This window comes from Listeria sp. SHR_NRA_18 (genome assembly GCF_003856515.1).
In the GTDB taxonomy this organism is placed as follows: domain Bacteria; phylum Bacillota; class Bacilli; order Lactobacillales; family Listeriaceae; genus Listeria_A; species Listeria_A newyorkensis.
The window spans coordinates 222,160-241,327 of record NZ_QPKR01000004.1; the positions used below are offsets into that span (position 1 = coordinate 222,160).

A 19,168-nucleotide genomic window follows, 5' to 3' on the forward strand; every position below is an offset into this window, starting at 1 on the left:
CATATGAAGTAGCTACACAAAGTTGCCCAGAAAAAAAAGTAGCCTCCAACATCCGAAATGGTTGAAAGCTACGATCTGATTAGTTTGTCGTATATTTTTTTATCATTTTGACTAGAAGTATGATGATTAGTACTCCTGTAAAAACAATCAGTGACTGGATGGCGCCTAAGAACAGAGCTCCCAGTATATCTGAAACTTTAGTATCCATGAGTAGCATTATATCTACAAAGCTAAACACGACAAAAAGAGAAATGAATAGTATCCACATGCTTTTTTTCATATAGTTTCGCTCATCAACGCCTCTACAATATCCTTTAATCCCATGCCATAAGAGCCTTTGACCATGATGTATTCTTCGCCGGTAACTTGAGCTAGTAGTTCTGCTTCGAGCGCGGCTTTTGTTTCAAAATAGAATACGTTCTCTTCGCCAATTTGTTCTGCGGCAGCTTTTGTGAAGGCTTCGATATGATTTCCATATGCAAAAACTTTATCAATGCTACCTTTTCCGATGGATTTTCCAGCGTTATAGTGGAAAGTGTCTGCGTCTGCTCCAAGTTCTAACATATCTGCTACGACGACGAATTTCTTTTTGCTCGGTGCTTCTAGGTGCATGAATGTTTTTAGAACGGCCATCAAGGCGGTTGGGCTCGAATTGTAGGCGTCATTTAAAATATCGCTACCTTTCGCGCCGACAAGCCATTCGAGACGGCTATTCGAGCGTTCCATATTCGCCAAAGCTTCTTTTACATCGCTCGCCGAAATGCCGAGTTCTTGTGCGGCTAACATTGCGGCCATCGTATTAAACACGTTATGTTCCCCGACAATCGGCACGAAAATTTCCACATCTGGCGCGGCATTCGTCGTGAAGGATGTACCTTCCATCTCGGTTCGCATCATTTCAGGACGCAAATCGCCATCTTCCCCAAAAGTAGCTACGCGATAGTTGTCCGTTACGAGCGGTTTTAGAAGTTCTTCCTCACTCGGATAAATGAGCAGACTCGACGCATCAAGCCCAATCGCGATTTCCATTTTTGCCTTGGCGATCTCTTCTCTGGAACCTAAATGCTCCAAATGCGCCTCGCCGATGTTCGTAATTAGCGCGATATCTGGCATCACAATCTTCGTCAGCACCTCGATTTCGTGACGATGATTCATCCCCATCTCAAGCACCGCAACCTCTGTATCCGCGGGCATGCTGAGAATCGTATACGGCAAACCGATATGATTGTTAAAATTCCCACCGGTTTTGTGCACGCGATATTTCGACGCCACGATCGCGGCCATGATATCCTTCGTCGTCGTTTTCCCGTTGCTTCCGGTAATCGCGATTGTTTTTGGATGCACCTCTTTTAAATACGCCTTCGCCAAGTCCTGCAGCGCAGTCAACGTATCTTCCACCATCAAAACTGGCACGCCCGCAGGAGGATTTGGCACATCTTTTTGCCACAGCGCCGCACTGGCACCAGCATCGTACGCATCCTTGACAAACGCATGGCCATCACGCGATTCGCCGACAAAAGGAACGAACAAATCTCCCGCTTGGATTTGGCGCGTATCGAAGCAAACACCAGTCAGCACAACGTCCCGCCAAGCCTCCACATCATTAAAAACCGAAATCATTTCTGCCATTTCTGCTACTGTCTTTTTCAAATCTTGCTCCTCCTAAAAATCCCGAGAAAAAAGCAGCCCGCATTTGGCACTGCTTTCCTAACTCGCTTAGTCCTAGTCTTCTAATGTATATTTTAAGCTATTCTTCGCTTCATGGCGTTCTTTTGCAAGATCTACCAATTTCACAATCAACTCGGAATATGGCAAACCACTTTCTTGCCAAAGTAGCGGGTACATGCTGTATGGTGTAAATCCTGGCATCGTGTTGACCTCATTTAAGAAAATCTGGTTATCCCCCGTCACAAAAAAGTCTGCACGCACGAGACCGCTACCGGAAAGCCCCAGGAAAGCCCGTTTCGAGTAGTCTACCAATTGCTCGTACACAGCGGGATCAAGCTCCGCTGGAATCGCCATCACCGTGTCATTATCTTGGTACTTCGCCCTGTAATCATAAAAAACCGCCTCCGCACCTTTTGGAATAATCTCACCCGCAACAGAACAAGCCGGCGTGTCATTTCCAAGAACCGCAATCTCCACCTCACGAGCTACAACGCCCTGTTCTACAACGATTCGGCGGTCATAACGAAGCGCCTCCACCATCGCCGCAACAAGCGTCACACGATCCGTTGCCTTACTGATTCCCACACTCGAACCAAGATTCGCAGGCTTAACAAAAACCGGATACACAAGCGCCGTCTCAATTTTTGCAACAATCTCGTCTTGCGTTTCTTGCCACTCAATCGCGCGAACTGGCACAGCTGGAACCTGCGGAATGCCCGCATCAGCGAACACCATTTTCATCACAATTTTATCCATTGCCGCTGCCGAAGCCAAGACTCCCGCGCCAACGTAAGGCAAGTTCAGAACCTCTAGCAAGCCCTGCACTGTGCCATCTTCGCCGTTTGGTCCATGCAATAATGGGAAAACAACCATCTGATCCATATCGCCCTCTTCACGTAAAGAAGCCGGACTAACCGCCAAGCCATGGGACGCCGATTCCTTCGTTTCCGTGAGCCGCAAAACATCCTTCTGTTCAAAACGCAACTGCTCCACAAAATCCAATTTTCCAGTCAAATCCGGGCCTTGCACCCAGTCACCCTCGTTCGTTATGTAAATGGGTTTTACTTCAAATTTATCAAATTCCAGCGCATTAATCACCGAAAAAGCAGTCTGCAAAGAAATCTCGTGTTCCGCCGATTTCCCACCATATAACAGCACTAATTTTGTTTTCATGATACCCCTCCGTTTACTACCTAAATCAATACAATCTATTTTAACACGTTTTTGCAGGAATAACAGAAAAAGCACTGAAAAATTTCTCAATGCCCAAATCTTTTATATATAGGTTTTAGGTTTTAGGTTTTAGGTTTTAGGTTTTAGGTCTAATCCCTAAACCCCCGATGGCCCGCCGAGTCCTAAACGTGGCGACAAATGCTTAGATTCTAGGCAAAGCCGAGCATCGGAGCAGAATGTACTAAAGTACATGAGCACCGAAGCACAGGCTTTAACGACGAAGATGAGCGTTTGTCGCCACGTTTAGAGACCACTGGTGAGTTTTAGGCCAATAACCCCAGCCACAATCAGCGCAATAAAGAATAATTTCAACACACTCTTCTTCTCCTTAAAAAGCACCATCCCCATCACAACAGAGCCGACTGCACCAATCCCGGTCCAAATCGCGTAACCCGTCCCAATCGGAATCGTCTTTAAAGCAAGCGAGAGCAAGAAGAAACTCGCAATCATAAACACGACCGTATAAATAGAATAATTCAGCTTTTTAAACCCTTCCGAAAGCTTCATCATCACGACAAAAGCCATTTCGCAAAGTCCAGCAATCAATAGAAAAATCCATGCCATCATGCGTCACCAGCCTTTTCATCCGACTTCGCGCCGCCATCTACCAATTTCAGACCGATAATCCCTGAAATCAGAACAATCAGCGAGATAATTTTCCAAAGGTTTGCCGATTCATCCAAAAATAACATGCCAATAATCGCCGTTCCAGCCGCACCAATCCCCGTAAAAACAGCATACGCCGTCCCAATCGGAATCTTGCGCATCGCCCGCGCGAATAAATAAAAACTGACAATCAAAAACGCAATCGTTAACAGACTCCATCCTAACCTACTGAAGCCGTGCGCTTCCTTCAAACCGAACGCCCAAACGATTTCAGACAATCCAGCGAGCATTAAATAAATCCATGCCATCACTATTTCCTCCTAGATACTGGGCTGTCCCAAATTTGTTAAAAATACGAGCTATCACGTATCCGAAAGGTCATCCTCTCTCGTTCTTACAACAATGCTGCCAGTGCTTCCCATGCTGCGTCGCGCCGTTTCGCAAAATCCTCGGTATCATAGATTTCATGCTCCAAGCTCAAACCATCGAGCAAACAATAGAACACATAAATCCACTTCTCCTTCTGCGCCGCGTCTAGCTTTTGGCCTAAAATCTCACCAATAGATTCAGACGTCATCGCTTCATACGTCGTCATTTCTTCACGCATCTGCTTTGCCAGTGACTGTGGCGGAAAGAAAATCGCCCGCTGGAAAAATCGTTTCACATCAGGATCCACACCGAAATCAGTTACTCTTATAGAAGAAAGCGCGCAATTCCGCCTCCATCGTGCCATGCTTTTCCTTCGCAACTTCCTCCAACATCACCAATTCATGTCGCATCACATCGCGATAAATCTCCAAAAACAACGCTTCCTTCGAGGCAAAATGTGCATAAATGGATGGTGTCTTAATCCCGACTGCCTTCGCAATCTCCGACAACGCCGTACCTTCATAGCCCTGCTCCGCAAAAAGTGGTAATGCCGCCTCTTTCAAACGCTGACTTGACATAAGAAACCTCCTAACTAACATTCATTAGTTTTATTATAGCAAAAAAAATAGCTCACGTAAACCTAGAGAACCTAGTTTTACGTAAACTGTTTCATAATTATTCAAAAAATCATATTAGCCGTCAATAACAGACCATTCATTTTGCTTCATATCGTAGATTAAATGCGCGACCACGTGCTCATATTCGATTAAATCACTCGAGCGCAGCAACTCCTGCATATCATCTTTCAAATTCAAACCAATCGGCACCTCAATCTGATTCCGCGACTTCACCGCATCATCAAACGAAATACACGCGCCTTCTCGGAAATATTCCGCGAACTTCTTCAGCAAGTCCACTGGAATATCCGCAATTTTTTTCCGTTTTACAAAAGGAAGCACGATTTTCTCCGTCGTCATCTGCATCATATTTTTCCAAATCGCATAACCAAGCACATGATAAAACTGGTCCAAATTGCGATAATAAACCTTATTGTAGCGCCCATCTTCCTTCGTTAAGTAGACGAAATTATTTTGTAGTTTATAGTAAAATGGGGAGCGTAAATGTCTACCAGTATGCGCCAAATAAAGCAACTCCGCCACTTCCTGCGCCGTTAGCTGATTGACCAAATCGATATCTTCAAAATCCACCCAGCAAAAATCAGCGTACTGCGAAACCGGAGCCTTCTTCAATTCCGATAAATCACTCACTTCGCTATAGTGGAAAGACGTGTGCGCATTGAAAGACGCTTCTGGAAATTGATGCTTTAACAACAAAACATTTTGAGGCGGAGACATCACACCGTTCATAAAATCGCAAAATGTAATACCACTCGTCACAACATTATTTATCACATTATCCATATGTACATAAATCGTTTGCTGCTTCAATATCTCTTTTTTCATTGCCTCACTCACCCAATTTCTCATATTTCTGTCCACTTTTGCACAACCTTATGTCTATCATACAACACTTATGCCAAAATGTATGTGTCAATTGATTCAAATATTAGTTACTAATTGATGACAATGTTGTGGGACTTATTGTTGTGGCTCTTATGAAGCATCCCTTGCTGATTTAGAGCCTCAATATGCATGCGAACGCAGTGAGCATGTAATCCACCAGCGGCTCTTCTACGCCAAGCTCTGAATCATCACGACTCAAATATTGAAACGCCCTGTTTTAAAGCATCTGATCATGCGTAACGTCATGTTTCACGCTTCTGATCCAGTTTTTTTCGGAGCTGAACGAGCCGTTTCAGCTTTTCATCTGATTTAGTTTCAAGAGCCAGACTAATAATAATTCAGTAGTTATTCCTAATATAGCAATCACGTCTACGGGAACGCGCCGATTTTTGACGTATCGTCGTTTCCAGATCTAGCTTTGTTGTGGTTCTTGGAAAGCGTCGTTTGCTTTTTTAGAACCACAATATGAGTGTGAGCAAAGTGAGCATTCGTTCCTTATACCCTGCCATGACTTGCACATCTGTATTTAGCTCCAAGAGCCAGACTAATATTAATTCGGTAATTATTCCTATCTTAGCAATCACGTCTGCGGGAACGCGCCGATTTTTGACGTATCATCATTTCCAGATCCAGCTTCAACGGCCAGACCCTCGAAATTTTCGTGGCCTCCGTAAAAGTCAAAAGAGGACTTTCACTGCGCCCCCTAACAAATTTTTTCGGGTCTAACGGGCCGTTTCAGCTTTTCATATAAAAACGCCAGCATCCTCAGATACCAGCGCCAAAAAGTGTCTATGTAATTTATCGTATGCCTAGCTTTACAATGTTCAAATTGTTTTTTTGTAGGTTGTGCCAAATGTCGTTTCTGGATTTGGTCTTCTCTACAAAAATACCTTTCTTCTCTAATTGTTGGATTACCTTATTCAATACATCTTTATTTTCTTGCAAATGGTATCACTCCAATCGCTTTTTACAAATTATCCCGTTTGTATTTTCTCTATAGGTTCACTTTAACACAAAACGGCTGACAAAAATACCCCTTTTTCAAAAAATATCTCTTATTTACGAATTATTTTTTATTTCTAAGTCCTGTAAACGGTTTAAAACCGAATATTATACGCCAAAAGAGACTATTTCAGGAAATTTTGTTACAATTAGAAAATACGAAGGAGTGATGAACATGGCAATTTCACAGGCCAAGAAAGCGCGAATGAAGCGTGTTAGAGAAGGAAAACTCGATCCAGCGGTTCATAGAAGTTCTTTTGCGACATTGGATTTACGCACGAAACGAACAAAAACCAAGCAGGAGAAATTGAATCAGAAAAAATACAAGCCCTCTTATTCCAATGCGGAACAGGATAGCTTGTATTTTTTATTTATCTAGCCTTTTAGATGGCCGTCTTCTATTCTTACTACGCGGTCAACTAAGTCCAGTACGCGTTCGTCATGCGTTACCATAATGGCTGCTTTGTTGTTGCGCTTCACTTCTTCGGCGATCATTTGTACCACTTTGTGTCCTCGATTCGCATCTAGACTGGCTGTCGGTTCGTCGGCCAAAATTACATCCGGATTATTCATTAGCGATCTGGCAATTGCGACACGCTGTTTTTCACCACCCGATAAGCTTTCCGGGTAATTATGTTGGCGAGCCGTTAGTCCTAAATCGCGGAGCAATGTATCGGCTTTCTGCTTCGCCTCGCTACCTCGATGACCCGCCAACTCGGCAATGAGTAAGAGTTGGTCGCGGACGTTTAAATAAGGAATCAAGTTCGCGCCTTGGAAGATAAAACCGACTTTTTCAAGCCGAATTTCTGTCAGCGCTTTGTTGGAAAGATCGCTTAGTTCTACGCCACCAATCGTGATTTCTCCTGCTGTCGGTGATAATAGCGCGCCGGCAATCGATAGAAACGTGCTTTTCCCGGCACCCGATGGACCGACAATCGCGACGAATTCTCCTTGTGCGACTTCCAGAGATACATTTTTCAAAACTTCTACAATCTGATCTCCGTCTTGATAACTTTTTGAAATATTTTTCATCGTTAATGTCATTAGATTGCCCTCCCAATTGCTTCTAGTGCGTCTACTTTAGCCACGCGGTAGAGTGATAACATCGATCCAGCTACGGCTACGACAAGGAATAGGACCGAGCAACCGATGGCGAGTAGTGGGCTGAGTGTGAACGGCATGCTGGCTGGTAAAATCGCTGCGAGCCCAAATGTTAGGGCGTTACCAATGAGCAAGCTTACAACCGATAGAAAAATGACTTGGCTCACGATGCTGCGTCCAAGATAGGCGGTTCTCGCTCCGACAGCTTTTAAAACGCCAAATTGGTTGATTTTTTGAATCGTGATGACGTAGAAAAAGGCGGCTAGAACAAAGGCGGCGATGACGAATAAAAACGCGATCATCATGAGTAGCGAGCCTTGCTCTTCGGAATATCCTGGAATGCCTTGAAGTACCTCTTTGCTCGATGCAAGTTCTAGTTTTCCGAGCGATAAACTCTCGGCTTTACTTTCTGAAACGTTGAGCGCGACTGCTGTATATTCGCCTTGCGCTGCTTGATTTGTTTGGTGAATCAGTTTCCAAGCGTCCCAATCGACGAAAATAACCGGTGAATGGCTGAATGTATTGTTTTTCGTAAACGCCGTGATGGTGAATATGTTTCCTGTTGCGCTGTCTTTAATCTCACTTTTCAGCTTGTAACCGGATTCTTTCAATGAAATATCCGCTATCACCTCATTTTTGCTCTGAGGCGCTGTTCCTTCTGTGATTTCTGGTTTCATGAAGCTATTCTTATCGATGCCAAAATAAGTAATGTCTGTTTTCTTGTCTTTTGCGGGTGGCGTGACCGTCCCCATTTGTACGCCGAGATTCGTACTAGCCGATTTCCCGACTTGTTTCGCGATTCCTTCCGTCTCTGTCGCGGTCAAATTCGACCTCGTTAAGCGGTTATCCGAGTCTTTTTGCAATACATAATAAGTTGCTTGGTTCGATGAAATCGCGGCTCCGTTATCGTTTGCGAGCCCATTTGCTAAACCCGTGACAAACAAAACAAGCCAAGCGATCAACACCATGATGAGTCCTATTAAAAAATAGCGTAGTTTTGCGTGTTTCAATTCTCTTAATGCCAAAAACATTCCGTCCAACTCCTCTATAAGATCTTACACTTAGTTTAGAGGAGTTTTGTAAACGGAATGTGAATCGGATTTTACAAATTTAGTTTTTCGGAAGGATCACGGTGAATGTTGTGCCTTTTCCTAGTTTGCTTTCGACAAAAATGGTGCCGTGGTGCAGGTCGATAATTTTTTGGCTGATGGATAGGCCGAGACCGCTAGATCCTTCTTCGCGCGACCGACTTTGATTGGCTTTATAAAATCGACGGAAAATGTTCGGGATTTCTGCGTCGCTTATTCCGATGCCGCTATCCTCGACTTCCACACGTACCTCGCTGGCTGTTTCATGCAGTCGAATCCGGATGGTGCCTCCTTTTGGTGTAAACTTGATCGCGTTCGTCAGCAGATTCGACCAAACTTGATATAGCAATTCCGCGTCGCCGGTGTAGGTTACCTCTGCTAGCTCCATGTCCATCGTCAACTCCTTGGCACGCCAGCTCCATTCCGTCATTTGCAATAGTTGTCGCCACTGCGTTTCCAATTGGAACACGTCTTTTTTGCGCAATTCGGCTTCTTGATCTAGTGACGCGAGGGTTAGCAGTTGCTTCGTCAAGGATGATAAGCGCTTCGTTTCCTCTGATAAAACGGCTAAATATTCGGCTCGTTCTGTGGCAGTCAGCGTTTCTGAGCCTAGCAATGTCGCGAAGCCTTGCATCGATGTAAGTGGTGATTGCAGTTCATGCGAGACATTGGCCACGAACTCTTGGCGCGCAGCCTCCGATTTTTCCAGTTCCCCAGCCATTTTTGCAAAGGAATCGGCGAGCTGGCCAATCTCGTCTTTACGCCGCACTTGTAAGCCCACATCATAGTTCCCCTTACGAATCTGCTTCGTCGCGTTCGTCAGTTTCACAATCGGGTTCACGATGTACCGCCCGCTAATAAGCACGAGCAAAATGCTGATAATCGATGTAAACGTTAGAATCATCGCAAAAAAGATTCGCAACTCGCCAAATTGCCGTTCTGGGTCTTGCCGTAAAAACAGCGCCATCGTTTTCCCATCTGATTCGACCGGTACACCAATCGTATTTCGAACATCATTATCGAAAAATCCCGTGATAAAAAGGCCTGTCTGAAATGTATCGATGCCGTGATATGTTTCACCGGCCAGCACCTGTTGCACCGTTTTCTCCGGCAAATACGTTTCGCGGAATTCCCCGCCAAAATAACGAGAGTTCCCGTCACCATCTGTGAGATATAACTCGTAGCCAAGCGTGCCAACGTTCTCAAGGTAGCTGTCTAGGGGCACCGACTCATTCGTTTGATAGAACTTTTGCACCGCTTTTGCCATCTCCGTTATTTTCTCGTCGTTGAACGGTTTTAGCTTCACTTGATAGTAAATATTCGCGAAAAAGAAGCCCAGTAAGCTGCTGGAAAGAATGACGACAAGCATCGTGATGACGATTCGCGTGTATAGCGACTTCATGTTATCTCCTCCAATTTGTAGCCGACACCGCGCACCGTTGTGATTCGAATGCCGTCTTTTTCTTCGTCAAAATGGTCTCGTAACCGCTTAATGTGCACATCTATCGTGCGGTCACTGCCATCGTAATCTCGTTGCCAAATCCGTTCTAGCAGTTCTTCCCGCGTGAAAATACGCCCTGGATAGCTCGCAAGTTGGTAAAGTAGCTCGAACTCTTTGACCGGAATCATTCTTTCGCGATTGCCAATCGTGATGCCGTAGCTTTTTTGGTCGATAGAAATGTTGCCAATCTTAATTTTCACTTCGCTTGATTGGTTGGAACGCCGTAACAAAGCGCGAATCCGAAAAACGAGTTCTTGGGGTTCGAATGGTTTCGTGATATAATCATCGGTCCCGACCTCAAATCCGCGTGCTTTATCGGCGAGCGCGTCTTTGGCGGTCAGCATGATGACAGGGATATCTGGATAATTCGTATGCAGTTTTTGGCACAGATCGAAACCGTCCATGTTGGGCATCATAATATCGATTACCGCCAGATGGACTTGCTGCTTTTCGACCATCGCCGCCGCTTCCGAACCGTCCCCCGCCTCCAATACGTGGAACCCTTCCGCGCGTAAGCAAAGCCCCACCAATTGGCGAATATTCCGATCATCATCTACTACTAAAATTTGTTTCATCGTCTTCCTTCACCTATCCCGTCCTACTTTTACTGCATCATATCAAAAAATCCGCGCCAATGCCAAAATTTCGCGAAAAAAAACCATGCCCCGCTGTATCGAGACATGATTTTCAAGCTTATAATACCTTTTCTAAAAAGCTAATCGTACGTTCATGTTGTGGCGCGTCAAACACTTGCTCTGGCGTGCCTTCTTCGACGATATAACCGCCGTCCATGAATATAACGCGGTCACCAACTTCTTTTGCGAAGCCCATTTCATGCGTGACAACCATCATCGTCATGCCTTCTTTCGCCAAATCCTTCATAACGCCCAAAACTTCACCGACCATTTCTGGATCGAGTGCGGAAGTTGGCTCATCGAAAAGCATGATATCAGGATTCATCGCGAGCGCTCGGGCAATCGCGACACGCTGTTTTTGCCCGCCGGAAAGTTGACTTGGTAGCGCATCTGCTTTGTCAGCTAAGCCGACACGTTGCAAGAGCGCCAGACCGGTTTTACGCGCTTCTTCTTTGGATTGTTTGCGTAATTCGGTCGGAGCAAGCGTGATGTTTTTCAACACCGACATGTGTGGAAAAAGGTTGAAATGCTGGAATACCATGCCAATATTTTCGCGTACTTTGTTGATGTCGGTTTTTTTATCGGTGATTTGGAAGTCGTCCACAATCACGTCGCCTGCTGTGATTTCCTCAAGGTTATTCATGCAGCGCAAAAAGGTACTTTTCCCGGAACCAGATGGGCCGATGACGCAAACTACTTCGCCTTCTGCCACTTCGAGATTGATTCCTTTTAAAACTTCATTGGTGCCGAAACTTTTCTTCAAATCGGTTACTTTTAGTTTAGTCATTGTTTACCCTCCGTTCCATCACGTTCGATAGTTTCGTCAAGGCAGTGATAACAATCAAGTACATGATTGCAACGATCAGCCAAATAGTAGACGATTCGAATGTACGCGCGATGATTATTTTACCAGATTGTGTCAGCTCAACAAGACCGATAACACTCATGATCGACGTATCTTTCAAAGTGATAACGAATTGATTGATGAACGACGGAATCATGACGCGAATCGCTTGTGGCAGAATAATTTTGATCATCGTTTTGCCGTACGGTAAGCCAAGGGAACGACCTGCCTCCATCTGACCTTTATCGACCGCTTGAATTCCGCCGCGGATGATTTCGGTAATGTAAGCTCCCGCGTTTAGACTCAAGGTGATGACGGCGGCGACGGTAGCGTCCATTTTAAAGCCCATTGCTTCGGGAATTCCGAAATAGATGAAGAAGGCCAGAACGATTAGCGGAATACCGCGGAAAATGTCGACGTAAACCGTTGCGATACCGCGCAATACTTTGCTGCGACTCACTTTTAGGAAGCCGAAAACCAGTCCTAGAATCGCTGCGAAGACAAGCGAGATAAGGGTTAATTTAATCGTATACCAAAGACCGAGTAGTAAAGCTGGCGCGCTTTCAATGAGTAAATCCCAGAATGATTGGGGTTTAACGTCGCTACCAATGTACCGATCGATGATTTCTTTGTATTCCCCGCTTGCTTTGATGTTCGTTAGCCCAACGTTGAATTTCTCAAGGAGTTCTTGGTTTTTGCCCTTGTTGACTGCAAAACCGTATGAGTTTCCTTTTTCTTTTTCTGTGACGATATCGAGGCCATTGCCTTGTTTGACGCCGTAAGCGAGGACAGGATAGTCATCGAAACACGCGACAGAATTGCCGGTTCTAACGTCTGCATACATGCTCGCAGAATCGTCGAATGGCACGAGTGTGTAGCCGTATTTTTCTTTATTGGCATCTGCAAAAGCATAGCCTTCCGTTCCCGTTTTGACAGCGACTTTTTTGCCGCGTAGGTCTTCATAGGATTTAATCGAATCGTCGCCTTTTTTGATGGCCATAACGATGCCGGATTCAAAATAAGGATCCGAGAAATCGAATTTTTGCTTGCGTTCATCAGTGATACTCATGCCCGCGATGACGCCGTCCACTTGGTTACTCGTCAGCGCTTGAACCGCCGCATTAAAACCGAGTGGCTTGACATTGTACTGAAAATCTTGATCTTTGGCGATGGCTTTCAGGATGTCCATATCGATCCCGACTAGCTCGCCTTTCTTATTTTGAAATTCAAACGGAGCAAACGTCTCGTCTGTCCCGATTTCATACACTTTCTGTTCTGCTGCCTGCGCCTGTGGTACAAAACTACCTGCAACCATTGCGAATACTGCCATAAATGACAAAAGTAAAAATAGTATTTTCGTCTTTTTCATTGTTTCCTCCCCATTTTGCAAGTATGTATATCGGTAAATTCCATCTGTAAAAATTGCTTTCCAAAATTAATATGTGCTCCATCTTCAGGAGAAGTCACGCATTGATAAGGATGACAGGCTCACTTTCGTTCCCCTACATATTGGTGATGTATCTCGTTCTACTTCGAACAACACCAACAAACATGACACATTCTCGATTTTATCATAATGTAACCTTATTGAAAATACCCAATTCGGATAAGGTTAGTAGAAGACAGCAGAAAACCTCGGAATAATCGCGCTATTCCAAGGTTTTTTATGGCATTTCGACTTTATAAATTTTATTAGGCTTCGTCGCCCCATACATCTTTTGCAATCGCTACAACGTGTGCTAATTTTGCCCATTGTTCGTCTTCGGTCAGGATATTTCCTTCTTCTGTCGATGCAAAACCGCATTGTGGGCTTAGGCAAAGTTGGGAAAGTGGGACGAACTCGGATGCTTCTTTGATTCTTGCTTTAATGGCTTCTGGGTCTTCTAGAACGCCATTTTTTGATGTGATGAGGCCGAGGATGATTTTCAAATCTGGACGTTTGACGTAGCGCAACGGGGCAAAATCGCCGGAACGATCGTTGTCATACTCTAGGAAAAAGCCGTCGATGTTTAGGCCGCCAAATAGCGTTTCGGCAACGGGTTCATAGCCACCCGAAGCAATCCAAGTCGAGCGGAAATTACCGCGACAAATGTGCATCGTGATCACCATGTCTGCTGGTTTTTCGGAGATAGCTTCGTTGATTAAATGTTTGTATGTTTCTTGCAGAGCATCTGGGTCAAAACCGCGCGAACGAACGACTTCCCGCTGCTCATTGGAACATAAATAACTCCAAGATGTGTCGTCGAGTTGCAAATAACGGCAGCCCGCATCGTAGAAAGCCTGAATCGCTTGTTTGTAGGCATTCGCCAAATCTTGAACGAACAGCGCGTTGTCTGCCAAATATGGCGCATACTCCATGTCCCCGCGGTAATGCAACATTGCTGGGCTTGGAATCGTCATTTTCGCAATGGCATCGTCTCCCGCAATGCTATGTAAAAACGCATAATCTGCGAGCATCGGGTGATTTCCGAATTGGATCGGAGCTACAATTTTGACAGAATGTGTCTTCGTTTGGACGTTAGCAAACTGAATGCCGTCCTGCGCGTCGTACCCTTCTACGCCATCCAACCCTTCCAGAAAATCGAAATGCCACCAAGCGCGGCGGAACTCGCCATCCGTCACCGCTTTCAAGCCCGCTTCTTTTTGCTTCGCCACGATGTATTTAATTTCTTCGTCCTCAATCGCGCGCAGTTCCGCGTCATTTATTTTGCCCGCTGCCTTGTCCAGACGTGCCTGTTTAATCGCTTCCGTTCTCAAAATACTGCCGACCTGATCTGCTTTAAATGGTGCTTTCATCATGATTTCCACTCCAATCCTCAAATTTGAAAAAACCGAACCCTTTTTACGAGGCTCAGTTTTCTAATCTTATGCTTCCGCGATTACTTCGATTTCGATATCCGCGTCATTCGGCAATTTAGCCACTTGAAAAGCGCTACGTGCCGGGTAATCTCCTTCGAAAAACGACGCATAAATTTCATTGACCGCGATAAAATTACCAAGATCTTTGAAAAGTACCGTTGTTTTAACGATTTTATCAAGGCTTGAGCCGCCAGCTTCTAGCACCGCTTTGATGTTTGCGAATGCTTGCTTCGTTTGCGCTTCCACGCCTTGTACCATTTCACCCGTCGCTGGATCGATACCAAGTTGCCCCGATGCATAAATAAAACCGTTTACTTTCACCGCTTGGGAATATGGCCCCAACGCTTTTGGTGCTTGATCTGTGTGTATAATTTCTTTTGTCATGTTTAAATCCTCCTAAATTATGTTTATGTTAGTATTGTATGCCAATTCAGATAGTTTTGCAATTTTCAGCGTCGGAGCCTCGATTTCAACGTGTCTAGCCAGTTGACGACGGCTTGGTGAATTTCTTGCGTTAAATCGTGGATATTCGATGTGAAAATTTGGACGAGCAGAATCATTCCTTCAATCGTGATAAACGCTACTAAAACAAAGACGAGTAGGCTAATCCAATACACGTCCACTCGCGATTTCTCGTAGTGTCCAATGATAAAATACATCATCGAAAACGGTAAAAATAGCAGAGCGACAATGCATAATAATACAGAAACAAGCGTCGAAATATACCATGTTGCCAGTAGCGAAAGTATCATTAGAACGAGCGGAAACGTCATCATCCCGCCGACACCTGCCGCACATTTTAGAAAACTGACTTCTTTTATGCCCATGACATAGCGCACTGCCAGCCAAACGACCGTGACATTTAGCAACATCATCACCAAAATATAAAGCATCACCTGTCCCGATGAAACAAAAATCGTCACGATAATCCGTTGCAATATCGGGTAATCTTGAAGTGAGTTTAAGATTAAGTCTCGCATATTCCACGCATATTGAAGTGTTAGCCCAAACACGAATAAAAGCATATGTATCAATCCAAACGCCCCATGTCGCTGTTTTTCCGCTTGCATACTTGTTCTCACTGGTCGCACAATCGTCATCCCAACAAAGGTTGCATAATCCCGAATCATTTTGTAAAACCTCCCTTATTTTTAATATGCTATAATTATAACGTGTTGCCATCCATTTGGCACTTTTAAAATGTTTTTTGAAATGAACAGGAGGATTTTATGCTTATTTTACTCGCCTCGGCGTATTACTTAATGATGAACGTCATTGGCTTTGCAACCATGGCTATCGACAAAAATAAAGCCGTCAAACACCAATGGCGCATTCCAGAAGCGACACTTTTGCTCGTTGCCTTTCTCGGCGGTGGTATTGGTTCCTGGCTCGGTATGCACACCTTTCACCACAAAACGCATAAATGGAAATTCAAATTCTGCGTCCCTTTTTCGATTGTCCTGCACATCGGAATCATCCTCTACCTCATCACTTATTTTAAGTAGCTTTATCACAAGCGCGGAAGTTGTTTCTGCCCCCGCTATCCTTTAAAATAAAACTATTCGAGAGGGGTTTTTAGCTATGAGTTTTAATCTTATTTCCGTGGAAGAATTAGAAAATCGTTCGGCAGAAAACATTATCGACGTACGCGACACGGCCGATTTCAATGCCGTTCATATCGAAGGAGTCCGCAACATTCCGCTGATTGGCTTGCCAAATTTTGTAGAAGAACTGGACCCAAACACGATTTATAGCGTGATTTGTTATTCTGGTAATCGCTCCACGCAAGCTTGTGAATACTTGAGTGCCCGCGGTTTCCAATGCGAAAATGTCGTTGGTGGGATGAACGCTTGGCTGGAAAAAGAAAACTAAAAAGAGGTACGCCAAATCCACAGAAAAACGGGTCTGGCGTGCCTCTTTATTTTGCGTTATTTTCCTTTTCCAATTCGACTCACTAGTTTGCCGAGTTCCATCAAAATCACAGCTCCTAGTGCTAGTCCCGCCGCAATTCCCCACTCATTTAAACCGAATGATGCTGGAATCGAGAAGACTTCACGTGCGCCTGGAAGAATTGTCACGCCATAAAGCACGAAACATACCAACACAGCGTAAATCACATATTTATTGCTGAAAAATCCTGCTTCGAACGCGGTTTGTTTGTTAGAACGCGCCGCAAATGTTTGCAATGTACGAGCCAAGATCAACGTCGTAAATGCCATCGCCACACTGATTTCAGGCGAATGTTGCAACCCGATATATTGCGAAATAATAACCGCAACCCCAATCAAAGCACCACGCGTAATGACCGCCTGCATCGTTCCACCCGCAAAAATACCTTCTTTAATATCCCGCGGTTTGCGCTCCATCACGTCTGGTTCCGCTTTTTCCATTCCGAGTGCAATCGCTGGTAAAGAATCATTGACCAAGTTGATAAACAAGAGTTGCAACGCTGTAAACGGATTAATCCAATCAAAAATTAAGGCAAATAAAATCGCAATAATCGCGCCTAAATTCCCAGCAAATAGGTACGCAATCGATTTTTTTATGTTATCAAAAACAGTTCGGCCAACTTCCACCGCGCTCACAATCGACACGAAATTATCATCCGTCAAGACCATCGCCGAAGCATCTTTGGCAACATCGGTCCCACTTCCCATCGCGACACCAATATCGGCTTGTTTCAAGGCCGGCGCATCATTCACACCATCACCCGTCATCGAAGTAACTTTGCCTTTTTTCTGCCACGCCTTTACGATTCGAATTTTATTTTCAGGAGAAACACGGGCATAAACCGAAATATGTTCCAGTTTTTCATCCAATTCTGATTCCGATAACGCGTCCAGTTCTTGCCCTGTAAGCGCAATGTCATCCGGTTCCATCAAGCCAATATCGCGACCAATCGCCTGCGCCGTCGTCTTGTGATCCCCCGTAATCATTACCGTGCGAATCCCAGCCTTTTTCGACTCCTCAATCGCCGCATACACCGCTTCACGTGGCGGATCAATCATCGCTGTCAAACCAACGAGCACCAAATCATGCTCATCGTCCAAATCCACATCTGCCTGCGAACCGTCCAAGCGCTTATACGCATACGCCAAAACCCGTAACGCCTGATTCGAAAAGTCCTCATTCGCCTGCATCAAAGTCGCCTTCAATTCATCCGTCAGCGGCTGCTCCTTGCCATCCAAAAACACCTGGCTACAGCGCGCAAACACGACATCCGGTCCACCTTTTGTCAGCATCGCTTTTTGCCCATCAAACGTATGCACCGTCGACATCAACTTCCGCTCCGAGTCAAACGGAATCTCCGCCTCCCGCAAATAACGCTCCCGAATCTCGTTATAATTCTTATTGTTCTTATTACTAAACGCAATCAGCGCAACCTCCGTCGGGTCACCAAGCTCAAGCCCCTCCTCATTGATGTTCGAATCATTACAAAGCACCGCGATATGAATCAAACGACGCTCGCCCTCCGACCACGTATCCGGCGTATTCGGAAAAACTTCCTGCGTCCCGTCCGGCAAATAATAATCCACGACCGTCATCTTATTCTGCGTCAACGTCCCCGTTTTATCCGTACAAATCACGCTCGTCGAACCAAGCGTCTCAACAGCCGGCAGTTTGCGAATAATCGCGTGCCGTTTCGCCATCTTGTTCGTCCCAACCGACAACACAATCGTCACAATCGACGACAACGCCTCCGGAATCGCCGCAACAGCCACAGCCACCGCAAACATAAACGCGTTCAAAATCGCCTTCGTCATGTCTCCACTTCCGCCGCCAAGCCAGGCACGCCCAGCCTCAATCGCGAAAATCAAAATACACAACAGCAAAATCCCGACGCCCAGTTTCTTACTAAAGCTCTCCAATTTTTGCTGCAATGGCGTCTGTTTCGCCTCCGCACTCTCCAACAAACCAGCAATTTTACCGATTTCCGTGCCGCCGCCCGTTCCCGTCACGACAAAAGCACCACGGCCGTAAACCGTCAGCGCACCACTGAAGACCATGTTTTTCCGATCCCCAAGCGCCACATCCTCCGAAATCGCCCGAACGTGTTTCTCAACCGCCTCCGATTCCCCCGTCAGCATGCCCTCATCCACTTTAAGCGAACCACTTTCAAAAATCCGTCCATCCGCCGGAACAAAATCCCCAGCATCCAGTAAAACGATATCGCCAACAACGAGTTCCCGCGCCGCAATCGTCAACTTCTCGCCGTTCCTGATCACCTTAGCCTCAGGCGCCGACATCTCCTTCAAGGCATCGAGCGACCCCTCCGCCTTGCGCGTCTGCACCACACTAATCACCGAGTTCAGAATCAGCACCGCAAAAATAATCAACGACTCTACAACCTCGCCAATCAAAATCTGCACAAGCGCTGCGGCAAGCAAAACGATGACCATCGGATCCTTAAACGTCTCTAAAAACAGTTTCCACAACGGATCCCGCAACTTATCTTTCAGCTCATTATAACCATCCCGATCCAACCGTTTCGTAACCTCCGCCGTCGTCAAGCCAGTTTTCGCAGAAGTTTCTAACTCTTCTAAAACCTTATCCGCTTCCTCTTGATATCTCTGCATCCCTAAACACCTCTTTTTTCCCAATATACTATCCATTATACCCGAAAAACCCCATTTTCAAATCAAAAAACCACGAAATCCAAAAAAATCAGGATTTCGCGGTCCATTTTCTATAAAATCATACTCTACCACTGAACCTCAGCGGAGCGTACCGAGGTACGA

19 protein-coding genes and 1 pseudogene are annotated in these 19,168 nt (G+C 45.3%); 3 read left to right on the plus strand and 17 right to left on the minus strand.

The window, feature by feature from the left end; genetic code table 11:
• Window positions 1–276: 276 nt before the first annotated feature.
• The 7 genes and pseudogenes from DUK53_RS08145 to DUK53_RS17925 all read right to left on the minus strand — a co-directional run bounded on the left by DUK53_RS08145 (window position 277) and on the right by DUK53_RS17925 (window position 6,344).
• Window positions 277–1,650, minus strand: a complete 1,374-nt coding sequence (locus DUK53_RS08145) for a UDP-N-acetylmuramoyl-tripeptide--D-alanyl-D-alanine ligase (RefSeq protein WP_036132878.1) — start codon at window positions 1,648–1,650, stop codon at window positions 277–279.
• A 72-nt stretch (window positions 1,651–1,722) separates the two neighbouring features.
• On the minus strand, window positions 1,723–2,841 hold the full coding sequence (locus DUK53_RS08150; protein ID WP_036132880.1) for a D-alanine--D-alanine ligase: 1,119 nt from the start codon (window positions 2,839–2,841) through the stop codon (window positions 1,723–1,725).
• A 303-nt stretch (window positions 2,842–3,144) separates the two neighbouring features.
• The gene (locus DUK53_RS08155) at window positions 3,145–3,465 is read right to left on the minus strand and encodes a DMT family transporter (RefSeq protein WP_036132953.1); all 321 of its coding nucleotides are present in this window, start codon (window positions 3,463–3,465) and stop codon (window positions 3,145–3,147) included.
• The gene (locus DUK53_RS08160) at window positions 3,465–3,815 is read right to left on the minus strand and encodes a DMT family transporter (RefSeq protein WP_036091253.1); all 351 of its coding nucleotides are present in this window, start codon (window positions 3,813–3,815) and stop codon (window positions 3,465–3,467) included. The genes DUK53_RS08155 and DUK53_RS08160 overlap by 1 nt, the downstream gene beginning before the upstream one ends.
• Before the next feature lie 86 nt (window positions 3,816–3,901).
• Window positions 3,902–4,454: pseudogene (locus DUK53_RS17715) on the minus strand (TetR/AcrR family transcriptional regulator).
• Between the two features lie 114 nt (window positions 4,455–4,568).
• The gene (locus DUK53_RS08175; RefSeq protein WP_036091700.1) at window positions 4,569–5,339 is read right to left on the minus strand and encodes a hypothetical protein; all 771 of its coding nucleotides are present in this window, start codon (window positions 5,337–5,339) and stop codon (window positions 4,569–4,571) included.
• An 858-nt stretch (window positions 5,340–6,197) separates the two neighbouring features.
• A complete protein-coding gene (locus DUK53_RS17925) occupies window positions 6,198–6,344 on the minus strand; it encodes an Lmo0850 family protein (RefSeq protein ID WP_308738464.1) in 147 nt (48 codons plus the stop codon).
• A gap of 232 nt (window positions 6,345–6,576) precedes the next feature.
• Here DUK53_RS17925 and DUK53_RS08180 point away from each other — a divergent pair, with 232 nt between their 5' ends.
• On the plus strand, window positions 6,577–6,780 hold the full coding sequence (locus DUK53_RS08180) for a hypothetical protein (RefSeq protein WP_036091249.1): 204 nt from the start codon (window positions 6,577–6,579) through the stop codon (window positions 6,778–6,780).
• On the opposite strand, the gene DUK53_RS08185 is transcribed toward DUK53_RS08180, so the two are convergent.
• From DUK53_RS08185 to DUK53_RS08225, 9 genes are all read right to left on the minus strand, one after another.
• Window positions 6,777–7,445: an ABC transporter ATP-binding protein gene (locus DUK53_RS08185; protein ID WP_036091247.1), complete on the minus strand. Its 669-nt coding sequence runs from the start codon at window positions 7,443–7,445 to the stop codon at window positions 6,777–6,779. The genes DUK53_RS08180 and DUK53_RS08185 overlap by 4 nt on opposite strands.
• Complete coding sequence (locus DUK53_RS08190) at window positions 7,445–8,533, minus strand: ABC transporter permease (protein WP_036091245.1); 1,089 nt, start codon at window positions 8,531–8,533, stop codon at window positions 7,445–7,447. The genes DUK53_RS08185 and DUK53_RS08190 overlap by 1 nt, the downstream gene beginning before the upstream one ends.
• Before the next feature lie 79 nt (window positions 8,534–8,612).
• Window positions 8,613–9,992 (minus strand): sensor histidine kinase, encoded by a 1,380-nt coding sequence (locus DUK53_RS08195; protein ID WP_036132882.1) that lies wholly within the window; start codon window positions 9,990–9,992, stop codon window positions 8,613–8,615.
• Window positions 9,989–10,666, minus strand: a complete 678-nt coding sequence (locus DUK53_RS08200) for a response regulator transcription factor (RefSeq protein ID WP_036132884.1) — start codon at window positions 10,664–10,666, stop codon at window positions 9,989–9,991. Before DUK53_RS08200 ends, DUK53_RS08195 begins: the two co-directional genes overlap by 4 nt.
• A gap of 118 nt (window positions 10,667–10,784) precedes the next feature.
• Window positions 10,785–11,513: an amino acid ABC transporter ATP-binding protein gene (locus tag DUK53_RS08205; protein ID WP_036091240.1), complete on the minus strand. Its 729-nt coding sequence runs from the start codon at window positions 11,511–11,513 to the stop codon at window positions 10,785–10,787.
• The gene (locus DUK53_RS08210; RefSeq protein WP_373862715.1) at window positions 11,506–12,900 is read right to left on the minus strand and encodes an amino acid ABC transporter substrate-binding protein/permease; all 1,395 of its coding nucleotides are present in this window, start codon (window positions 12,898–12,900) and stop codon (window positions 11,506–11,508) included. Before DUK53_RS08210 ends, DUK53_RS08205 begins: the two co-directional genes overlap by 8 nt.
• A gap of 362 nt (window positions 12,901–13,262) precedes the next feature.
• Complete coding sequence (locus DUK53_RS08215; protein WP_124892682.1) at window positions 13,263–14,372, minus strand: 5-methyltetrahydropteroyltriglutamate--homocysteine S-methyltransferase; 1,110 nt, start codon at window positions 14,370–14,372, stop codon at window positions 13,263–13,265.
• Between the two features lie 63 nt (window positions 14,373–14,435).
• Window positions 14,436–14,813 (minus strand): RidA family protein, encoded by a 378-nt coding sequence (locus DUK53_RS08220; protein ID WP_036091235.1) that lies wholly within the window; start codon window positions 14,811–14,813, stop codon window positions 14,436–14,438.
• Between the two features lie 65 nt (window positions 14,814–14,878).
• Window positions 14,879–15,559, minus strand: a complete 681-nt coding sequence (locus DUK53_RS08225; protein WP_036091234.1) for a hypothetical protein — start codon at window positions 15,557–15,559, stop codon at window positions 14,879–14,881.
• A 99-nt stretch (window positions 15,560–15,658) separates the two neighbouring features.
• Between DUK53_RS08225 and DUK53_RS08230 the strand changes: the two genes are divergently transcribed.
• Complete coding sequence (locus tag DUK53_RS08230; RefSeq protein WP_052165015.1) at window positions 15,659–15,934, plus strand: DUF1294 domain-containing protein; 276 nt, start codon at window positions 15,659–15,661, stop codon at window positions 15,932–15,934.
• A 76-nt stretch (window positions 15,935–16,010) separates the two neighbouring features.
• Window positions 16,011–16,301, plus strand: coding sequence for a rhodanese-like domain-containing protein (locus DUK53_RS08235; RefSeq protein ID WP_036091232.1), 291 nt, complete (start codon window positions 16,011–16,013; stop codon window positions 16,299–16,301).
• 56 nt (window positions 16,302–16,357) lie between these two features.
• Here DUK53_RS08235 and DUK53_RS08240 read toward each other — a convergent pair whose 3' ends face one another.
• Window positions 16,358–19,006, minus strand: coding sequence for a cation-translocating P-type ATPase (locus tag DUK53_RS08240; RefSeq protein WP_036132886.1), 2,649 nt, complete (start codon window positions 19,004–19,006; stop codon window positions 16,358–16,360).
• Window positions 19,007–19,168: the final 162 nt, after the last annotated feature.